The sequence below is a fragment of the Pseudomonas sp. Y5-11 genome, from assembly GCF_022368695.1.
Taxonomy (GTDB): domain Bacteria; phylum Pseudomonadota; class Gammaproteobacteria; order Pseudomonadales; family Pseudomonadaceae; genus Aquipseudomonas; species Aquipseudomonas parakoreensis.
The window spans coordinates 3,908,071-3,926,770 of sequence record NZ_CP058974.1 but is presented as its reverse complement, the minus strand read 5'-3'; the positions used below and the strand labels follow the sequence as shown (position 1 = coordinate 3,926,770).

The window sequence follows — 18,700 nt, the reverse complement described above, 5'->3', positions numbered from 1 at the left end:
CTGATGTCACGATCATGACAGTCACCGCACGCACGACACCGGTGACCTTCGAATTCGTTGCGCAAACCCAAAGCTCCCGCGAAGTGGAGATCCGCGCCCGGGTTGCCGGGTTCCTGGAAAAGCGGCTGTACACCGAAGGGGACCTGGTAAAAACCGGGCAGACGCTGTTTCAGATGGACCGCAAGCCCTTTGAAGCTTCATTGCTCTCGGCCCAGGGGCAACTGGCTCAACAGCAGGCACGCTGGGAGGTGGCCAAAGCCACCCTCGCCCGTGTCCGGCCGCTGGCGGCGCAGAATGCTGTCAGCAAAATGGACCTGGACAATGCCGTCGGCGATGAGCGTCAGACCAGAGCCGCCGTGCTGGCCGCCGAAGGGTCGGTGCGAACCGAACAGCTGAACCTCAGCTACACCACCATCGCCTCCCCGCTTACCGGTCTTTCAAGCTTTGCCAAAAAGCAGGAAGGCAGTTACGTCACACCCGGTGAGTCCGGACTGCTGACCACCGTCTCGCAGATGGACCCGATTTACGTCAACTTCAGTCTTTCGGAAAACGAGACGCTCAAGTTCCGCGAAGAGATTGCTTCCGGGCACCTCATATTCCCGCTGCGCAGTGAATTTGTCGTGGAAGTGGTATTGGCCGACGGCTCGGTGTTGCCCGAACAGGGGCGACTGAATTTTGCCGCGCCCTCCTACAGCCAGGACACCGGCACCTTTCTCGTCCGCGCCGTGGTCGCCAATCCCAATGGCCAGTTGCGCCCCGGCCAGTTCGTACGGGCGCGGGCCATCGGCGCTACCAGGCCGAACGCCATCGTCGTGCCGCAAAAGGCCGTTCTGGAGGGGGCCAAGAGCCACTTTGTCTGGGTGATCAATGCTGCGGGCAAGCCCGAACAACGGGTGGTCGAAGTGGGTGATTGGCACGGCGATGACTGGTTCATTACCCAAGGGTTGCAGGCCGGTGAACGGATCGTGGTCGACGGTGCGATCAGAGTCACGCCCGGAGGGCCGCTGAACATCATTGCCCCTCCTGCCCCGCCAGCTAACCAGACGCCGACAAAACCGATGGCTGCCAGCACGCAGCAAGACACCGGGCGCAGCCCATGAGTATTTCCCACTACTGCATTGATCGCCCCATTTTCGCTTCGGTGATCTCAATCATCATCACCCTGGCCGGCGCGGTGGCCATGGCCAAATTGCCGGTGGCCCAGTACCCGGATATTACCCCGCCGCAAATTACCGTTTCGGCAACCTACCCCGGCGCCGATGCCCAGGTGGTGGCCAATAACGTGGCAGCGCCGATCGAGCAACAGGTCAACGGCGCCGACAACATGATCTACATGAACTCGTCGAGCTCGGCGACGGGGAACATGACCCTCAACGTGTTCTTCGAGATTGGCACCGACCCGTCCCTTGCCCAGGTCGATGTGCAAAACCGCGTCAATCTGGCCTTGCCGCAACTGCCCTCCGCCGTCCAGAGCCAAGGCATTCAGGTACAGAAAAAATCTTCCGCGTTCATGATGGTGCTTGCCGTGTATTCGGCCGGCGAGCGCTATGACAGCACCTATGTCGCCAACTACGCGAACCTCTACATTCTGGATGCAATCAAGCGCATTCCGGGGGCCAACCAGGCGAGTATTTTCGGCACGCCGGACTACGCCATGCGGATCTGGCTCAAACCCGATCGCATGGCGCAACTGGGCATTACCGCCGCTGACGTACAGACAGCGGTCGCCAACCAGAACCAGCAATTCGCCGTCGGCCGTGTCGGGCAATCGCCGACCGGCCAGGCCGTGGAGCAATCGTTCGCGGTGACCACCAAGGGCCGCCTGACGGAGCCTGCGGAATTCGAGAACATCATCTTGCGCGCCAGCAACGACGGCGCGGCCATCGTCCGCCTGAAGGATGTAGGGCGCGCCGAACTCGGGCAGAAGGACTATTCGCTGCGCAGCACTTATCAAGGACGTCCCGCGACGCTGATCGCGGTGTATCAGCAGCCGGGGGCAAACGCCCTCGATGTCTCGGCAGCGGTGACGTCGACCCTGGCACAAATGAAAACGACATTTCCCGAAGGGATCGAATACAAGATCGTGATGGACACGACCGCGTTCACCCGCGCGTCGATTTCCGAGGTGATTCACACCTTTTTCGAAGCGTTGGTGCTGGTGGTCGTGGTGGTGTTCATTTTTCTGCAGAGTCTGCGCGCCACGCTGATCCCGGTACTCGCCGTACCGGTGTCGATTGTCGGCACCTTTATCGGCATGTCCGCCCTGGGGTTTTCGGTGAACATGCTGACGCTGTTCGGCATGGTGCTGGCGATCGGCATCGTGGTCGACGACGCGATCGTGGTGATTGAAAACGTCGAACGCAATATGCACGTACACAAGATGAACCCCAAGGACGCCGCCAAACGCGCCATGGATGAAGTGGCCGGCCCGGTGGTCGCGATCGTGCTGGTGTTGTGTGCTGTGTTCGTCCCGGTGGCTTTCATGGGGGGCATCACCGGGCAGCTCTACAAACAGTTTGCGATCACCATCGCCATCTCCGTGGTGATCTCCGGCCTGGTGGCGTTGACGCTTTCACCAGCCCTGGCCGCCCTGCTGCTCAAACCTCACCAAGGCGAAAAAAACGCTTTTTTCCGCTGGTTCGAACGTAGCTTCGAACGCATGACCGAGGGCTATTCGCGTGCCGTGGCGTTCATGATCAAACGCTTTGTGCTGGCGTTGCTGCTGTTCGCCGGCATGATCGTTTTGATTGCGCTGATGGCGCAGCGCATTCCCAGTGCCTTTCTGCCCCCGGAGGATCAGGGGTATCTGCTGGGCGCGCTGATCATGCCCGATGCCGCCAGCCTGGATCGCACCGCTGAAGTGGGCAAGGTCGCCAGTGATTTCTTCATGCATGACGAGGCCGTCGAGGGTGTCGCAATCGTTAACGGCTACAGCCTGCTCGATGGCCAGAACAAGAACAATGCCGGTGCCTTTTTCGTCGGGTTCAAGGATTTCGAAGAGCGTTACAAGGACTCGCAAACCATCAAGGAACAGAGTGCTCCAGCGCTCATCCAGAAAGCGGCCCGGGCCTTTTCCACGGTACAGGGCGGGATCATTTTGCCGGTCAACCCGCCATCCATACCGGGCCTCGGTACCACGGGCGGCATGGAGGTGTGGGTTCAAAGCAAGGGCGACGCCAGCGTCGGGCAACTGGCCGAGATGGTCGGCATGCTTGTCGCAAAAGCCAGGCAGCGTCCGGAACTCGGCGCCATTACCTCGACCTTCAATGTGTTTTCCCGGCAATTGCTGGTCGATGTCGACCGCGAAAAGGCCGAGACGCTGGGGGTGCCGGTGGAAGACGTGTACAGCACCATGCAAACCATGTTCGGTTCTCTGTATGTGTCTCAATTCAACAAGTTCAGCCGTCTGTGGCAGGTGATTCTGCAGGCTGAACCGAGCTACCGACTCAAGGCTGAAGACTTGCAGCAGATTTATGTGCGCAGCAAGAACCTGGGGATGGTGCCGCTCAAAGCCCTGCTGACCACCCGCTACGTCACCGGCCCCGACCTGCTGACGCGCTTCAACAACTTCCCGGCAGTCAAGCTCACCGCCAACGCCGCACCCGGTTACAGCTCCGGTCAGGCACTCAAGGCGCTGGAAGAGATCAGCGCTGAAATCATGACCAATGACTATGCCTTGGCCCTGAGTGGCGAGGCCTTCGAGGAGAAAAAAAGCGGGGGCGCTTCCTCTCAGGTGTTCATCTTCGGCCTGGTCATGGTGTTCCTGATCCTGGCCGCGCAGTACGAAAAATGGTCCCTGCCCGTCGGCGTATTGCTGGCAGTGCCCTTTGCGTTGTTCGGTGCCCTGCTCGCGGTACTGATACGCGGGTTGAGCAACGATGTTTACTTCCAGATCGGCTTGACCATGCTGGTCGCTCTGGCCGCGAAGAATGCCATCCTGATTTTCGAATTTGCGGTACTGAACCGGGAAAGCGGCATGTCTGCCTACGATGCGGCAATGACCGCCGCCAGGGAGCGGCTGCGGCCTATCGTGATGACGTCCCTGGCGTTCATTCTGGGGTGTGTCCCATTGGCCATTGCCGTCGGTGCATCGGAAAACAGCCGACACTCGATCGGCACAGGTGTCATCGGCGGGATGTTGGCGGCAACAGTCATCGCCATTTTCTTCATCCCGCTGTTCTACTACCTGGTTGAACGCTTGACCGAGAAAAAAGGCGCGCCGCAACAGACCACCCCGCCGCCTTCACTCACATCGCCCGGAGAGATCCCCGGTGGCGCTCCCCTGCACAGACATGAGGGGGAATGAATGCGCACATGCCATTTGTCGTGGTTGATTTGTCTGGGGCTCAGCGGCTGCATGCTCGGCCCGGATTACCAGCGCCCGGCCACCGACACCCCGGCGGCCTATCGCTACGCAGAGCAAGAGGCCAACGACCTGTCCAACGCGTTGTGGTGGGAACAGTTCAACGATCCGGTGCTCAATGACTTGATCCGCAGCGCGCTGGCGCAAAACCAAGACATCAAGATCGCCGCCGCCCGGGTCGAGGAGTTTCAGGGCCGTTACGGTGTGGCGCGTTCGCAGCTGTTTCCGCAAATCGGCGCCGCCGCGCAAGGCAGTCGTTCCCGGGCGCCACGCGACAATGGTCCGGTACCGCTGGACTCCGGCGTCGACCCGATTTACCAGAATTATCAGGCCACCCTGAGTGTGAGCTGGGAGCTTGACGTCTGGGGGCGCTTGCGGCGACTCAATGAGTCGGCACGGGCTGACTTGCTGGCCTCGGAAGAAGGTCGGCGGACGGTGATACTCAGTCTGGTCTCGTCGGTGGCATCGAGTTACATCGCGCTGCGCGATCTTGACCGCCAACTGGAAATCGCCCGTACCACGGCCAAGGCCCGTGGCGACTCCTACGAAATCTTCAAACTGCGTTTCGGTGCCGGCACCATTTCTGAAATGGAATTGGCGCAAAACCTTTCGGAATTCCAGCGCACCCAGGCGTCCGTTGCGCAATTCGAGTCACTGGTGGCGCAACAGGAAAATGATCTGGCTGTGCTGCTTGGGCGCAATCCGGGCCCGATCATCAGAGGCCGTGAGCTGACACAACTGTCGCTGCCATCGGTACCCGCCGGGTTGCCTTCGGACTTGCTTGAGCGTCGCCCCGATCTGCGGCAAGCCGAGTTGAATCTGGTTTCCGCCAACGCCCGAATCGGTGCGGCCAAGGCGCTGTATTTCCCGACGATATCGCTGACCGGATTGTTGGGCTCGGTCAGTAACCAACTGTCCAACCTGTTCACCGGGCCGGCCGCCACCTGGTCATATGGGGTCGCCGCCAGCATGCCGCTCTTCACCGCTGGCGGGATCGCCGGTCAGGTGCAACAGGCCGAGGCCGTTCAAAAACAAACCTTGTTGGCTTACCAACAGTCGATCCAGTCAGCCTTCAGGGATGTTGAAAACGCCCTGGTTGCCGCGAGCAAATCCCGCGAGCAAATGACTTCTCAAGGCAATCAGGTCGAAGCCTTGCGCACCTACACCCGGTTTGCCCGGCTGCGTTACGACAACGGCTATACCAGCTACATAGAAGTGCTGGATGCCGAGCGTAGTCTGTTCGACGCCGAGCTGACCTACACCCGGACCCGGGGTTCGGTGTTCACCGCCATGATCGATGTTTACAAGGCAACGGGCGGAGGGTGGATAAGCAAGGCAGACACGTTGACCTCAACCGTCGGCGAACATTGACCATGACCACGCTGCAGTGCGTTCAAGGGCTGGGCGCGGATGCACTTCGCCGACCGAGGGGGTTTCGATGACCGACACCAACAAGAAAATGAGCCTGACGGGACTCACCACTTTGGTGACCGTCAACATGATGGGCTCGGGCATCATCATGTTGCCGACCAGCATGGCGCAACTCGGGGCGGTCTCGTTGTTGTCATGGATCGTCACCGCTGTCGGTTCCATGGCCATTGCATATTGTTTTTCCCAGTGCGGCATCTTCTGTCTACGCTCGGGCGGGTTATCCGCCTACACCGAAGAGGCGCACGCAAAGTCGGGATTTTTCCTCTGCTCGTATCTGTATTTCCTGTCACTGGCCATCGCCAACGTGGCGGTGGCCATCTCCGCAGTGGGATACATGACGTCGTTCATGCCTTGGCTGGGAAGCGGCGCCATTCCTTTGTTCATCGGAACGGTCGGCTTGCTCTGGATAACCACCGTGGCAAATTTTGGCGGCCCCGGCGTTACCGGCAAGATCGGTGCGATTACGGTCTGGGGCGTGATCATCCCGGTCGCCGGCTTGAGCCTTATCGGATGGTTCTGGTTCAAACCCGATCTACTGATCGCCGCCTGGAACCCTTACCACCTGCCCATTTCCGAAGCGATCAGCAAAGCAATTCCGCTGACACTCTGGGCCTTTCTCGGCATGGAATCGGCCGCGCAGGCCTCTGACGCGGTGGAAAACCCCACGCGCACGGTGCCGCTGGCCTGCCTGTTCGGCACCCTGGGAGCGGCGGTTGTCTATGTGCTCTCGACGACCGTCATTCAGGGGATCATTCCCAATGCCGAGCTGGCTAACTCGTCCGCGCCGTTCGCGCTGGTTTATGCGCACATGTTCAACCCGACGGTCGGCCACATCATCATGGCGTTGGCAGTGATGGCATGCGTGGGCTCGCTGTTGGGCTGGCAGTTCACCCTGGCGCAAACCGCCAAGATGACGGCTGACCAGGGCATGTTTCCCAAACTGTTCTGCAAGGTCAGCGCCCGCAATGCCCCCATCGTCGGGATGCTGGTCTGCGGCGTGCTGCAGACCTTGATGGCGCTGTCGACCATTTCGCCGAACGCCAGTGCGCAGTTCGGCAAACTGGTCAGCCTCGCCGCCGTGACCAACCTGATTCCCTATGTAACGGCGGCCACCGGGCTGCTGGTCATGATGTACAAAGCCAAGGTCAGTGCCAGCGTGTACACCCGCAATACCTTGCTGTTGGTGGTGGCCGTGGCGTACTCCCTCTACGCGTTGTATGCCTGCGGCAAAGATGCGGTGTTCGGCGGCATTCTGGTTCTGGTGTTCGGCTATCTGCTCTACGGCTTCCTCGCCAAACGTTTTGTCGACGTGCCTGTGCCGGTTCGCCCCCGGGCCGACACTCCTTGACCGCCGTCTTCGTGACGGCTCAGACAGCTGAATTCGAGGAACCCGCACATGAACGTGAAACTGAGCAAATCCCACCCGCTGCTACTCGTCTGCCTACTGACGCTATTGCCAGTCATGGCCCACGGCAGCACGCTTGAGCGCATCCGCACGAGCCACACGTTCACTCTCGGTTACTTGCCGGACTTCGCGCCATTCAGCGAGCAGGTCGCCGATAAAGCCAGCGGATATGCCATCGACCTCTGCTTGAAAATCGCCGAAAAGGTCAAGAGCGAACTGGCGTTGCCCGCGCTGAAGATCGCCTACCAGCCTGTGTCCCTCAACGACGAAATCAATGCCGTCAATTCGGGGAAGATCGACATTCTCTGTACGCCGACCCCTCCGACACTGGCGCGGCGCTCGCAGGTCAGCTACTCGGTGCCGGTCTACACCGCCGGTCTCTCGGCCGTGGTGCGCGAGGACGCCTCCCAGCCTTTGCTTAATGTGCTCAATGGCAAGGTGGCCCATACCGGGCCTACGTGGCGTGCCACTGCGAACCTTGGGCTGTCCAATCAAACGTTTGCTGCCATCGGCGGTGGTGTGACAGAGGCGTGGATACATCAGCAGATGCGTTTGCTCGGCGTGGTGGCTACGCTGGTCACGGTGGAGAACGCCGATGCAGGCCTCAAACAGGTTGCCGATGGCAAAGCCAGTGCGTTCTTTGCTGAACGCATGGTGCTCAAGCATCTGCTGAGCAGGAATGACCCCGAAGGTCACCTGGTGCTGCTGGAGCGGATTTTCGAGTACGCGCCGACGGCCATGGCGCTGGATCGAAACGACGAAGATTTCCGTCTGCTGGTCGACACTGCGCTGAGTGAGATGTACCGCGCCGGCGACATCGAGCAGGCGTACGACAACTACCTGGATGGCGCCGGCGACGCGGCGAAGAAGCTGTTCAAGATCTACGCACTACCTTGAGAGCCAGGCCCCAACGATCGGGGACGCTCAACAGTACGGGCGCTTCAGTTTGATGGCCGCTGCAAAAGCCGCTTCGTCATCACCATCGAGGTCTGCAATGACTGCCCGGTGCGCTGCAGCTTGTTCAGCAGACTGGCGCCCAACCAGAGCTGGTAAAGGGTTTCTGCCAACTGGCGAGCATCAGCATCCGGCACACTTTTATCCAGCTGCCCTTCTTCCAGGCACGTCGTGATCCGCGCAACGATGCGCTCGGCGCCGTCACGCAAGGTGAGGCGCATCGACTCGGACAGGTCGGCGACTTCCGCGCTCAACTTGACCACCAGGCATTCATCGCCGTGACCTTCCAGGGTGCAGCGGTTCTGCCAGCCCTGCCAGTAATCCATCAGCCGCTCATAGGCACTGAGCCCCGGCAGTGTCAGGCGTCGCTCCATATCTGCGAGGTAGCCGACAAAGTAATCCTCCAGCAACGCCTGGCCGTAGAGTTCCTTGGATTTGAAGTAGTGATAGAACGAGCCCTTGGGCACACCGGCGGTCTGCAGGATCTCGCTCAGGCCAACGCTGGTGAAGCCCTTTTCGGCCATCATGCGGTGGCCGGTGTCGAGCAGGTGTTGGCGGGTATCGTCGTAGGTCGGTTTCATGGGGCGCAAAATACCAAACATTAGACCAGTCGTATATTTCTGATGAGCAGGAGTTTGCCACAGAGATCGCGCGGAAACACCGCCGTAAAAATTTACTAGACGACCGGTCTAATATGAATCTATGCTGTGCCCGTCATTCCTTCCAAGGTGTCGCAGACGAACCCGTCGAGGACACCCGACCACCACAGGGCGCTCTATGAAAATCTTGATGGTTCTGACTTCCCACGATCAGCTTGGCAACACCGGCAAGAAAACCGGCTTCTGGCTCGAAGAGTTCGCGGCCCCCTACTACGCCTTCAAGGATGCCGGTGCACAGATCACTCTGGTATCGCCGGCTGGCGGCCAGCCGCCGCTTGATCCGAAAAGCGATGAGCCCGATGCGCAAACCGCTGAAACTGAGCGCTTCCGCCAGGACACTGCTGCCCAGCAGGCACTGGCCAACACCGGGCGCCTGGCGGATGTCAGCGCTGAGGATTTCGATGCTGTGTTCTACCCGGGTGGCCATGGCCCGCTGTGGGATCTGGCCGAGGACAAACACTCGATCGCACTGATCGAAGCCTTCGACCGCAGCAACAAACCCCACGGTTTCGTCTGCCATGCGCCGGGCGTGCTGCGCCACGTCACGGCTGCCGATGGCAAATCGTTGATTCAAGGCCGAGACGTCACCGGTTTCACCAACGCTGAAGAAGCCGCTGTGGGCCTGACGGATGTTGTGCCGTTCCTGATTGAGGACGAATTCCAGCGTCTTGGCGGGCGCTACGCCAAAGTGGCTGACTGGCAGGTTCACGTGGTGACCGATGGCCAACTGGTGACCGGTCAAAACCCTGCCAGCTCGGCAGCCGTTGCTGAAAAGCTGTTGAAGCTGTTGGCCTGAGCCACCGAGCCTCCAGACACCGTGCTCATCACGCACGGTGTTTTTTTTGCCGCATTACTAGTCGACTGGTCTAATAAGGCCAAAACAGGAATTCCATGAAAAACAGCCCTTTCTTCACGCCTTTCACCCTGGGCCAGCACACCCTGAAAAACCGCATCGTCCTGCCGCCCCTCACCCGCCAGCGCAGCACGCAACCGGGCAATGTCGCCAACGCATTGATGGCCGAGTATTACCAGCAGCGCGCCGGCGCCGGTCTGCTGGTCACCGAAGGCACGCAGATCGAGCCTCGCGGTCAGGGCTACGCCTGGACCCCCGGCATTCATACGCCGGAACAAATTGCCGGATGGCGCACAGTCACTGAAGCGGTTCATGCCCGGAACGGCGTGATATTCGCCCAGCTGTGGCACGTCGGACGTGTGTCCCACACCGCGTTGCAACCCGACGGCGCGGCCCCGGTATCCGCTTCTGCCATCGCGACTGAACGGGTCAGCGTGTTCATTGAAACCACGCCGGGCGCTGGAGAGCTGGTCAAGCCATCCGCACCACGAGCGCTGAGCACTGATGAAGTCCAGGCACTGGTTCAGCTTTATATTCAAGCTGCGCGCAATGCGATGGACGCCGGTTTTGACGGGATCGAACTGCACTGTGCCAACGGCTATCTGGTGAACCAGTTCATTTCTGCGCACAGCAATGTGCGCACCGATCAATACGGCGGCTCGCTGCACAATCGCCTGCGTTTTTTGCGCGAAGTGGTGTCGGGTGTCGCCGAGTGCATCGGCAAGGAAAAAGTCGGCGTGCGGTTCGCGCCGCTGTTCACCACCACCGATGAAGCGCGCACTTATCTGGGCATGGTCGAGGAAGACCCGCACACCACTTACATCGAAGCGATCAAGGTGCTTGAGGACGTGGGGATTGCCTACCTGTCCATCGCCGAGGCGGACTGGGACGACGCGCCCGCGATGCCGCAAACGTTCCGCCGCGCAGTGCGCGACACCTTCAGCGGCGCCATCATCTACGCCGGGCGCTACAACGCTGAATCCGGCGCGCAATTGCTCGAATCGGGGCTGGCGGACCTGGTGGCGTTCGGCCGTCCGTTCATGGCCAACCCGGACCTGCCGGCGCGCATCGCCAATGACTGGCCGCTCAATCCGCTGAACCCCGCCACGGTCTACGGCGGCAATGCCGAAGGCTATGTGGATTACCCGACCTACAGCGAATAATTCCGCGAATTCGCCCAGCGCTCCCACTGCCCGGGAGCGCTTTCCCCTCTGCGCCAAACGCGCAACCTCGCACGCTGCGATGTGAGGTGTTCGCATCTGCATAAAAAAGATTGCCGATTCATTGTCAGGCGGATTTTTTCAGCCTATCTTGAGTAAAACCTATACAAAGAACTTAATTTCGTACAACTCTTGCGCTACGGATTGGCCCTCACGCACAGCACTGCTGCGAGTCCCCTGAATGAACCCACTACTAGCCAGTCATTACCGTGAAATTCTCGTCGGCGTCGGGGAAAACCCCGAGCGTGAAGGTCTGCTCGACACGCCCAAACGTGCGGCCAAAGCGATGCAGTATCTGTGCAACGGCTACACCATGAGCCTGGAAGACGTCACCAACGGCGCCCTGTTCGAATCGCAAAGCGATGAGATGGTCATCGTCAGTGACATCGAGCTCTATTCCTTGTGTGAGCACCACATGCTGCCTTTCATCGGCAAGGCGCACGTGGCGTACATCCCCACCGGCAGGGTGCTCGGGCTGTCGAAAGTGGCGCGCGTGGTGGACATGTTCGCCCGGCGCCTGCAGATCCAGGAAAACCTCACCCGGCAAATTGCCGAGGCCATCCAGCAGATCACCGATGCCGCCGGCGTGGCCGTGGTCATCGAGGCCAGGCACATGTGCATGATGATGCGCGGCGTTGAAAAGCAGAATTCGATCATGACTTCCTCGGTGATGCTCGGCGCGTTTCGTGACAGCACCACCACGCGTCAGGAGTTTCTGCAACTGATCGGGCGGCGAAGTTGATGTTCGACCCTCGATGGGTGCGATAAACCTGTACAGAGCAAATAGGCTGTACAAGCACGATCTTTCCAATTTCACCCTCCTGCCTGTGCATTCAGGGAGAACGTCAATGACCCGAATTGTGCTCTTGCTGGCTCTGATACTCGGCGTTGCGAGCTGCGGCAGCGTCGATGTAAGTCGCTACGCCGATCAGCAGCCGGCGTTGGATCTGCAGCGTTTTTTCAGCCAACCGGTGAAAGCCTGGGGGATGTTTCAGAAGCGTTCCGGGGAAGTGGTCAAGCGCTTCGAGGTCAACATCGTCAGCCATCGTGAAGGTGACAACCTGATTCTTGATGAGCACTTCCTGTACAGCGACGGTACGCGCCAGCGCCGCGTCTGGACCCTGACGCCCGAAGGCCAGGGACGCTGGAGCGGGCGCGCGGGTGATGTAGTGGGCGTCGCCACAGGTCAGGTGGCCGGCAATGCGCTGCACTGGCGGTATCGCCTGAACCTGCCGGTTGATGGCTCGACCTATGAAATGAGCATGGACGACTGGATGTACCAGATGGACGAGGACACGCTGATCAATCGCACCCGCATGTCCAAGCTCGGGGTTGAAGTCGGCCAGGTGACCTTGTTCTTCCGCCGTCAGGGTGCCGGAGCCAGCCAATGAACAGCGCGTTCAGCATGGCCTCCCTGGGCGATGATTATCGTGCCCTGGTGATCGGCGCCAGTGGCGCCATCGGCCGCGCGTTTTGCCAGCAGCTCAGTCAGGACCCGCGCTGTGCCGGCGTTCGTGAACTGGGGCGCCATACCGTTCCAGCGCTGGATCTGGAGCAGCCGCAATCGATCGCCAGCGCCGCCGCTGAACTGGCCGCGCAAGCGCCCTATCAATTGATCGTGCACGCTGCCGGCCTGCTGCATCGTGAGCGGATCAAGCCGGAAAAGAGCTACAGCGCGATCGAAGCCGATGCGCTGCAAGCCGTGTTTCAAGTGAACACGCTGGGGCCGGCGATGGTGTTGCGGCATTTTCTGCCGTTGCTTGATCCCCAAGGGGCGATGGCGCTGCTCTCGGCCAAGGTCGGAAGCATCGGCGACAACCGATTGGGCGGCTGGTACGCCTATCGCGCCTCCAAGGCGGCGCTGAACATGCTGATCAAGACCGCAGCGATCGAACTGGCCCGCACCCGCCCGCAAAGCCGCTTGCTGAGTCTGCACCCGGGCACGGTCGTGTCGGGGTTGTCGCAACCTTTTCGCGGGGCATCCAGCGCCCGCCCTGCGGACGTTGCCGCTGAACAGCTACTGAACCTGATTGACCAATTGACGCCGGCCGACAGCGGCCAGTTCTTTGCCTACGATGGACAACGCCTGCCCTGGTAGGCAAGGAGTGAAGCATGAATCTGCAAACCCTGACCGAACGTGCAGCCAACAGCGAAATTCGTGAGCTGGAGTTGCTGTCGCTCGAAGGTGGTTTTTATCTGGCCCGGGTTCGCCTGGATCACGGTCAGTTCACCTTGCTCGACGACGCGGCCAAACCCATGCACCTGCGTTCAATCACCCATCTGCGTGACTTGCTGCAGACCGTGCCGGCATTCCCGTGCGTGCTGGTGCAGCAATGCGTGCACGACGAAATGTGTGGCCGTGATACCGGGCCGGTCGAAGAGCTGCGCATTCCTTTTTCGCTGGCCACGCCGTTATGAAACGAATCCTGCCGGACTGCACTGAATGAACCCGAATCGTCGGTTGTGCCTGGTGCTGGGCGATCAGCTGTCGTTCGATCTGGCTTCCTTGCAGACGCTCGACAGCGAGCGCGACACCGTGCTGCTGGTCGAGGTCATGGAAGAAGCCAGCCATGTACCGCACCATCCGCAAAAGATTGCCCTGATCTTCAGCGCCATGCGCCACTTCGCCCAGTCGTTGCGAGATCAGGGCATCCGTGTCGAATACGTGACGCTGGATGATCCGCACAACAGCGGTTCGGTGCCGGGAGAATTACGCCGTTGGCAACAGCGCTTGCAGGTCGAGCAAGTGCACGTCACCGAGTGCGGTGACTGGCGCCTGGAACAATCGATCAAGGATTGTGGCCTGCCCGTTTGTTGGCACGCCGATTCGCGTTTTTTGTGCAGTCGCGCCGAGTTCGCCGCCTGGGCTGCGGGGAAAAAGCAGTTGCGCATGGAGTTCTTTTATCGCGAGATGCGCCGCAAGAGTCGCTTGCTGCTCAATGGCGACGGCACGCCGGTGGGCGGTGCGTGGAACTTCGATGCCGAGAATCGCAAGTCCCTGCCCAAAGGCGTGAAAGCCCCCTACCCGATCCGTTTCAGTAACGACGTCATCACCCGCGAGGTGCTGGATCTGGTGCAGGCGCGCTTCAGCCAGCACTACGGCGCACTCGATGATTTCAATTACCCGGTCACCCATGCCGACGCGCAGGCGCTGTGGGACTATTTTCTCGATTATGGCCTGGCGGGTTTCGGTGACTATCAGGACGCCATGGCCAGTGACGAACCGTTCCTGTTTCATGCACGCATCAGCGCCGCGCTCAATATCGGCCTGCTGGATTTGCGGCGGTTGTGCAGCGACGTCGAGTCGGCCTATTGGGCCGGCAGGATTGCCCTGAATGCTGCCGAAGGCTTCATTCGGCAACTGATCGGCTGGCGGGAATACGTGCGCGGCGTGTACTGGCTGAAAATGCCGGACTACGCACTGGGCAACGCCTTCGGCAACAGCCGTGCACTGCCGGAGTTCTACTGGACCGGTGCCACGCAGATGAACTGCATGCGCCAGGCCATCGGCCAGAGTCTGCAGCATGCCTACGCGCACCACATTCAGCGGCTGATGGTCACCGGCAATTTCGCCCTGCTCGCCGGCATTGCGCCGAGCCAGATCTGTGAATGGTACCTGGCGATCTATATGGACGCCTTCGACTGGGTCGAACTGCCCAACACGCTGGGCATGGTCATGCATGCCGACGGCGGTTACCTCGGTTCCAAACCCTATTGCGCCAGTGGCCAATACATCAATCGCATGTCTGACTACTGCCGCGGCTGCGCCTACAAAGTCAGCGAAAGTACGGCGGACAATGCCTGCCCGTTCAATGCGTTGTACTGGCATTTTCTGATGCGCCATGGTGAGCAGCTGCGCGGCAATCAGCGCATGGCGATGATGTACAAGAACCTCGACCGCATGCCGTCAGCTAAGCAGGAGGCGCTGTGGCAACGCGGGCAGAACCTGTTGGCGCGTCTGGATAAAGGCGAATCGATCTGAAATGAGCGCTCGCTTGCGCCGGTGGTGAAACTTAAGCACAACGCGCCCGGTCAACGGATGATCGGCGCTCGAGTCCCCTGAGAGCGCAATGACACTGCTCGTGTTGTGCTTACGCGCTCTATGCAGCCAGCCCCTGAACATTCAACAAAGCAGGTCACATGGATACCCTTGAACACCTTAGTCGCGAAGCGCTCGAGTCAGAAGTCAGGCGATTGCGCGCGGCGCTTCAAAGCACTCAGGTCGACACCCAGGACGTTGACCTCGAGCGCGACATGGCGGCGCAACTGCAAGCCAGTCGGGACGCACTCGCCCGCAGCGAGGCTCGCTTCATCACCATTCTGGAAACCATCGAATCGGCGTTTGCCATCGTCAAGGTCAAATTCGACGCTGACGACAAGCCGGTCGATTACTACTTTGTCGAAGCCAATCCGGCGTTCGAACATCAGTGCGGCGTCAACCTGCGCGGTAAATGGGTGACCGAGTTCGCGCCCAATCTGGAAAGCTTCTGGTTTGAAACCTACGGCCATGTAGCCAAGACCGGGGAACCGGCGAACTTCGAGAATTACGCCAACACCTTCGAGCGCTGGTTCGACGTACGCGCCGTGCGTGTCGGCGATCCGGCCGACCGGCAGATCGCCATTCTGTTCAACGACGTCACCCAGCGGCGTGACGCCGAGGAGCGTTTGCGAGCCAGCGAGGCCATCGCGCGGGAGAACGTCGAGCGTGTGCAACTGGCGCTCGCCGCCGGGGCCATTATCGGCACCTGGCACTGGGACCTGCTCACCGACCGCTTTGCCGTGGACGAGGCGTTTGCCCGAGTGTTTGACCTCGACCCTGCACTGGGCCGCGAAGGGCTCAGCCTCGAACAAGTGATGGTGACCGTGCATCCCGAAGACCGCGATGGACTGACCAGCGCGATCAACGAAGCCATCGGCCGCGGTGGCGCCTACTCCCATCAGTACCGCGTGCGTCGCACGGACGGCAAGTACCAGTGGATCGAGGCCAACGGCCGGGTTGAGTGTGCAGACGATGGAACGCCGCTGCGCTTTCCCGGCGTGCTGATCGATGTCGAGGAACGGCGCAATGTCGAAGCGGAGCGCGACCGCGCCATCGCCGCGTTGCGCGCGCTCAACGATACGCTGGAGCAGCGCGTATCATCGCGCACTTCAGAGCTGATGCAAGCCGAAGAGAAACTGCGTCAGTCGCAGAAAATGGAGGCCGTCGGCCAGTTGACCGGAGGCTTGGCGCATGACTTCAATAATCTGTTGGCCGGCATTTCCGGTGCACTGGAGTTGATGGGCGCACGCATCAGCCAGGGACGACTGAACGAAGTCGACAAGTACATGATGACCGCCCAGGGCGCGGTCAAGCGTGCAGCCGCCCTGACCCACCGGCTGCTGGCGTTCTCCCGACGCCAGACCCTCGATCCGCGTCCCACCGACGTCAACACGCTGATGACCGGCATGACCGAACTGATCCAGCGTACGGTAGGCCCCAGCATCGTCTTGGAAACCCGCGCCGCGCCGGGGCTTTGGCCAACGCTGGTGGATGCCAGCCAGTTGGAGAATGCTCTGCTCAATCTGTGCATCAACGCGCGCGATGCGATGCCGGACGGTGGGCGCATCACCATCGAAACCGCCAACCGCACGCTGGACGGCGAGACTGCGCGCACCCTGGACATGCCAGAGGGCGAATACCTGTGCCTGTGCGTGACCGATACCGGCACCGGCATGACCGCCGATGTCATCGCCAAGGCCTTCGACCCCTTCTTCACCACCAAACCGTTGGGCCAGGGCACGGGGCTAGGACTGTCGATGATCTATGGTTTCGCCAAGCAATCCGGCGGCCAGGTGCGCGTGCATTCGCAGGTCGGCCGGGGCACAGAAATGTGCATTTATCTGCCTCGCTACCATGGCGAACCGGTGCCGAATCAGGATCACAAGGGCAACGCGCCGGCCGCCTTGCCCAAGGCAGGCGAGACCATTCTGGTGGTAGACGACGAGCCTACGGTGCGTGCGTTGCTGACTGACGTGCTCGGCGATCTCGGCTACACCTTGATAGAGGCCGCTGACAGCGTGGTCGGGCTGAAGATGTTGCGCTCCGACATTCACATCGACTTGCTGATCACCGACGTCGGCTTGCCGGGTGGCATGAACGGTCGGCAACTGGCCGATGCCGGCCGGGAAATCCGCCAGAATCTGAAGACCCTGTTCATTACCGGGTACGCAGAAAACGCGGTGATTGGTGCCGGTCAATTGGGCCCGAACATGCAGGTGCTGACCAAGCCGTTTGCCGTCGACACGCTGGTGGCGCGGGTCAGTGACCTGCTGGCAACGAAGTCCGAATAATCCGCTGCGGCGGTATGAATCCAGAGAGAGTGGCTGCGGCCAAGGAGTGAAAAATGGTGACGTTTCTGATTTTTCTGATCGCGTGCGGCGCTGCGGCAAGTACCGGGGTGATTTTCAAACCCGGGCCATGGTACGAAGGGCTGAATAAACCCGGATTTACCCCACCCAATTGGGCGTTTCCGGTGGCCTGGACGATTATCTATCTATTGCTGGCCTGGGCCGGTTATCGCTTGAGCCTGATTCCCGGCAGTCAGACCGTGTTGGCGCTATGGGCCGCGCAGATCGCCTTGAACACGCTGTGGACGCCGGTGTTCTTCGGCGCGCATCAGGTGTTGGCCGCCATGGTGATTCTGTTGGTGTTGTGGCTGGTAGTCGCGGCAATGGTATTTCTGGCGATGCGCCTGGATGTGATCACCGGGCTGATCCTGTTTCCTTATCTGGCCTGGTTGTGTGTGGCAGCGGCGTTGAATTTCTCGATTTTGCGCAACAACCGTGGGTGATCAAGCGCAACAGCCAATGTTCATTGGAGTGCTGAAGGGGTTGGATTTCATCTATGAAAATAGAGACAGCCCCATTCTGCCAATCAGGAAAACCAGCAGAATCAGGAAAAAGATCCGAATAAAGCCACTGCCATACCGCAGTGCCAGAAAAACTCCAGTCAGGGAGCCGGCAATATTGCACAGTGCTACGACGCCACCTACCGCCCACAGAACATTTCCCGTTGGTACAAAAAACATGAGCGCCGCGCAGAACGTGCCCAGATTGACCAGCTTTGCGGAGGCGGAGGCATTTAAAAAATCAAAGCCAAAATATTTGACGAAAATGAATAGCAGAAGGCTGCCGCTACCCGGACCGAAGACGCCGTCATAAAAACCAATCAAGCCACCAAAAAAAATGCCCCACGCAATTTCCTTTGTTCCGCAATGAAATTCAGTGCTGATCAGGCCTAATCTTTTTTCCGCGAACGTATAGATCGCCATCGCTATCAAAACAAAAAAAACAACGAACTCCATGATTTTTTTGGGAACGATTGACACTGAAAACGCGCCAATGAACGCAAAAACGAATGCCGACAGCATGGTGGGCAGCATCAGTTTCCAGACAATTTTTATTCTTTTGGTATAGCTGTATATCGAAGAAAGATTGCCCGCAAGAACCGCCAGCTTATTGGTCCCAAATACGGTTGCCAAACTATATTGAGGAAGCGCATGCAAAAGTGCTGGCAGCTGTACAAGCCCGCCACCACCTACCGCTGCATCTATCAAACCACCACAGAATGCAAAAAAGCCTAAAGCGAACAACGCTTGTTCAAAATCCATTCAGGAGATCCTTTCGGGACTGAAACTCTTCGCAAAGCAACATGAAAATCTCCGGATCATTTCCCGCTAACCCGCTGATTTAAATTTCAACAATCAGATCAGACTTTGAAAAATAGGTGACTTGATGGGTTTCAACAAGTGACTTATAGTGATCAAATCATTCATC

General features: G+C 59.6%; 16 protein-coding genes. 14 read left to right on the top strand and 2 right to left on the bottom strand.

Going from position 1 to position 18,700, the window contains the following annotated elements:
* Positions 1 to 14: 14 nt before the first annotated feature.
* From HXW87_RS17305 to HXW87_RS17285, 5 genes are all read left to right on the top strand, one after another.
* Entirely contained in the window at positions 15 to 1,100 is a 1,086-nt protein-coding gene (locus tag HXW87_RS17305) for an efflux RND transporter periplasmic adaptor subunit (RefSeq protein WP_306453281.1), read from the top strand.
* Entirely contained in the window at positions 1,097 to 4,306 is a 3,210-nt protein-coding gene (locus tag HXW87_RS17300) for a multidrug efflux RND transporter permease subunit (RefSeq protein ID WP_041063938.1), read from the top strand. The genes HXW87_RS17305 and HXW87_RS17300 overlap by 4 nt, the downstream gene beginning before the upstream one ends.
* The gene (locus tag HXW87_RS17295) at positions 4,307 to 5,734 is read left to right on the top strand and encodes an efflux transporter outer membrane subunit (RefSeq protein ID WP_121185443.1); all 1,428 of its coding nucleotides are present in this window, start codon (positions 4,307 to 4,309) and stop codon (positions 5,732 to 5,734) included.
* A gap of 67 nt (positions 5,735 to 5,801) precedes the next feature.
* Positions 5,802 to 7,142 (top strand): putrescine-ornithine antiporter, encoded by a 1,341-nt coding sequence (gene potE, locus HXW87_RS17290; protein WP_131670424.1) that lies wholly within the window; start codon positions 5,802 to 5,804, stop codon positions 7,140 to 7,142.
* A 48-nt stretch (positions 7,143 to 7,190) separates the two neighbouring features.
* Positions 7,191 to 8,096, top strand: a complete 906-nt coding sequence (locus HXW87_RS17285; protein ID WP_239776952.1) for an amino acid ABC transporter substrate-binding protein — start codon at positions 7,191 to 7,193, stop codon at positions 8,094 to 8,096.
* A gap of 44 nt (positions 8,097 to 8,140) precedes the next feature.
* On the opposite strand, the gene HXW87_RS17280 is transcribed toward HXW87_RS17285, so the two are convergent.
* The gene (locus HXW87_RS17280) at positions 8,141 to 8,734 is read right to left on the bottom strand and encodes a TetR/AcrR family transcriptional regulator (protein WP_095669313.1); all 594 of its coding nucleotides are present in this window, start codon (positions 8,732 to 8,734) and stop codon (positions 8,141 to 8,143) included.
* A gap of 196 nt (positions 8,735 to 8,930) precedes the next feature.
* On the opposite strand from HXW87_RS17280, the gene HXW87_RS17275 reads away from it, so the two are divergent.
* From HXW87_RS17275 to HXW87_RS17235, 9 genes are all read left to right on the top strand, one after another.
* The gene (locus tag HXW87_RS17275; RefSeq protein WP_239776950.1) at positions 8,931 to 9,608 is read left to right on the top strand and encodes a type 1 glutamine amidotransferase domain-containing protein; all 678 of its coding nucleotides are present in this window, start codon (positions 8,931 to 8,933) and stop codon (positions 9,606 to 9,608) included.
* Between the two features lie 95 nt (positions 9,609 to 9,703).
* Positions 9,704 to 10,828: an alkene reductase gene (locus tag HXW87_RS17270; RefSeq protein WP_095669172.1), complete on the top strand. Its 1,125-nt coding sequence runs from the start codon at positions 9,704 to 9,706 to the stop codon at positions 10,826 to 10,828.
* 238 nt (positions 10,829 to 11,066) lie between these two features.
* A complete protein-coding gene (folE, locus tag HXW87_RS17265; RefSeq protein ID WP_047294417.1) occupies positions 11,067 to 11,627 on the top strand; it encodes a GTP cyclohydrolase I FolE in 561 nt (186 codons plus the stop codon).
* 106 nt (positions 11,628 to 11,733) lie between these two features.
* A complete protein-coding gene (locus HXW87_RS17260) occupies positions 11,734 to 12,276 on the top strand; it encodes a DUF3833 domain-containing protein (RefSeq protein WP_239776942.1) in 543 nt (180 codons plus the stop codon).
* Complete coding sequence (locus tag HXW87_RS17255) at positions 12,273 to 12,983, top strand: SDR family NAD(P)-dependent oxidoreductase (protein ID WP_239776940.1); 711 nt, start codon at positions 12,273 to 12,275, stop codon at positions 12,981 to 12,983. The genes HXW87_RS17260 and HXW87_RS17255 overlap by 4 nt, the downstream gene beginning before the upstream one ends.
* Before the next feature lie 14 nt (positions 12,984 to 12,997).
* The gene (locus HXW87_RS17250) at positions 12,998 to 13,303 is read left to right on the top strand and encodes a DUF6482 family protein (protein ID WP_047294422.1); all 306 of its coding nucleotides are present in this window, start codon (positions 12,998 to 13,000) and stop codon (positions 13,301 to 13,303) included.
* 25 nt (positions 13,304 to 13,328) lie between these two features.
* Positions 13,329 to 14,867, top strand: a complete 1,539-nt coding sequence (locus tag HXW87_RS17245) for a cryptochrome/photolyase family protein (protein ID WP_239776931.1) — start codon at positions 13,329 to 13,331, stop codon at positions 14,865 to 14,867.
* Positions 14,868 to 15,025: 158 nt separating this feature from the next.
* Positions 15,026 to 17,215 (top strand): ATP-binding protein, encoded by a 2,190-nt coding sequence (locus HXW87_RS17240; RefSeq protein WP_239776929.1) that lies wholly within the window; start codon positions 15,026 to 15,028, stop codon positions 17,213 to 17,215.
* A gap of 56 nt (positions 17,216 to 17,271) precedes the next feature.
* Complete coding sequence (locus HXW87_RS17235; RefSeq protein ID WP_047294693.1) at positions 17,272 to 17,715, top strand: TspO/MBR family protein; 444 nt, start codon at positions 17,272 to 17,274, stop codon at positions 17,713 to 17,715.
* A 51-nt stretch (positions 17,716 to 17,766) separates the two neighbouring features.
* Here the strand turns inward: HXW87_RS17235 and HXW87_RS17230 are convergent, their stop codons facing one another.
* On the bottom strand, positions 17,767 to 18,534 hold the full coding sequence (locus tag HXW87_RS17230; RefSeq protein ID WP_041063962.1) for a TSUP family transporter: 768 nt from the start codon (positions 18,532 to 18,534) through the stop codon (positions 17,767 to 17,769).
* Positions 18,535 to 18,700 lie beyond the last annotated feature (166 nt).

Coding starts and splice junctions, on each gene's coding strand:
- HXW87_RS17285 (WP_239776952.1), top strand. CDS start 7,191: ATGAACGTGAAACTGAGCAAATCCCACCCGCTGCTACTCGTCTGCCTA.
- HXW87_RS17255 (WP_239776940.1), top strand. CDS start 12,273: ATGAACAGCGCGTTCAGCATGGCCTCCCTGGGCGATGATTATCGTGCC.
- HXW87_RS17275 (WP_239776950.1), top strand. CDS start 8,931: ATGAAAATCTTGATGGTTCTGACTTCCCACGATCAGCTTGGCAACACC.
- HXW87_RS17305 (WP_306453281.1), top strand. CDS start 15: ATGACAGTCACCGCACGCACGACACCGGTGACCTTCGAATTCGTTGCG.
- HXW87_RS17295 (WP_121185443.1), top strand. CDS start 4,307: ATGCGCACATGCCATTTGTCGTGGTTGATTTGTCTGGGGCTCAGCGGC.
- HXW87_RS17245 (WP_239776931.1), top strand. CDS start 13,329: ATGAACCCGAATCGTCGGTTGTGCCTGGTGCTGGGCGATCAGCTGTCG.
- HXW87_RS17260 (WP_239776942.1), top strand. CDS start 11,734: ATGACCCGAATTGTGCTCTTGCTGGCTCTGATACTCGGCGTTGCGAGC.
- HXW87_RS17230 (WP_041063962.1), bottom strand. CDS start 18,534: ATGGATTTTGAACAAGCGTTGTTCGCTTTAGGCTTTTTTGCATTCTGT.
- folE (WP_047294417.1), top strand. CDS start 11,067: ATGAACCCACTACTAGCCAGTCATTACCGTGAAATTCTCGTCGGCGTC.
- HXW87_RS17250 (WP_047294422.1), top strand. CDS start 12,998: ATGAATCTGCAAACCCTGACCGAACGTGCAGCCAACAGCGAAATTCGT.
- HXW87_RS17240 (WP_239776929.1), top strand. CDS start 15,026: ATGGATACCCTTGAACACCTTAGTCGCGAAGCGCTCGAGTCAGAAGTC.
- HXW87_RS17280 (WP_095669313.1), bottom strand. CDS start 8,734: ATGAAACCGACCTACGACGATACCCGCCAACACCTGCTCGACACCGGC.
- HXW87_RS17270 (WP_095669172.1), top strand. CDS start 9,704: ATGAAAAACAGCCCTTTCTTCACGCCTTTCACCCTGGGCCAGCACACC.
- HXW87_RS17300 (WP_041063938.1), top strand. CDS start 1,097: ATGAGTATTTCCCACTACTGCATTGATCGCCCCATTTTCGCTTCGGTG.
- potE (WP_131670424.1), top strand. CDS start 5,802: ATGACCGACACCAACAAGAAAATGAGCCTGACGGGACTCACCACTTTG.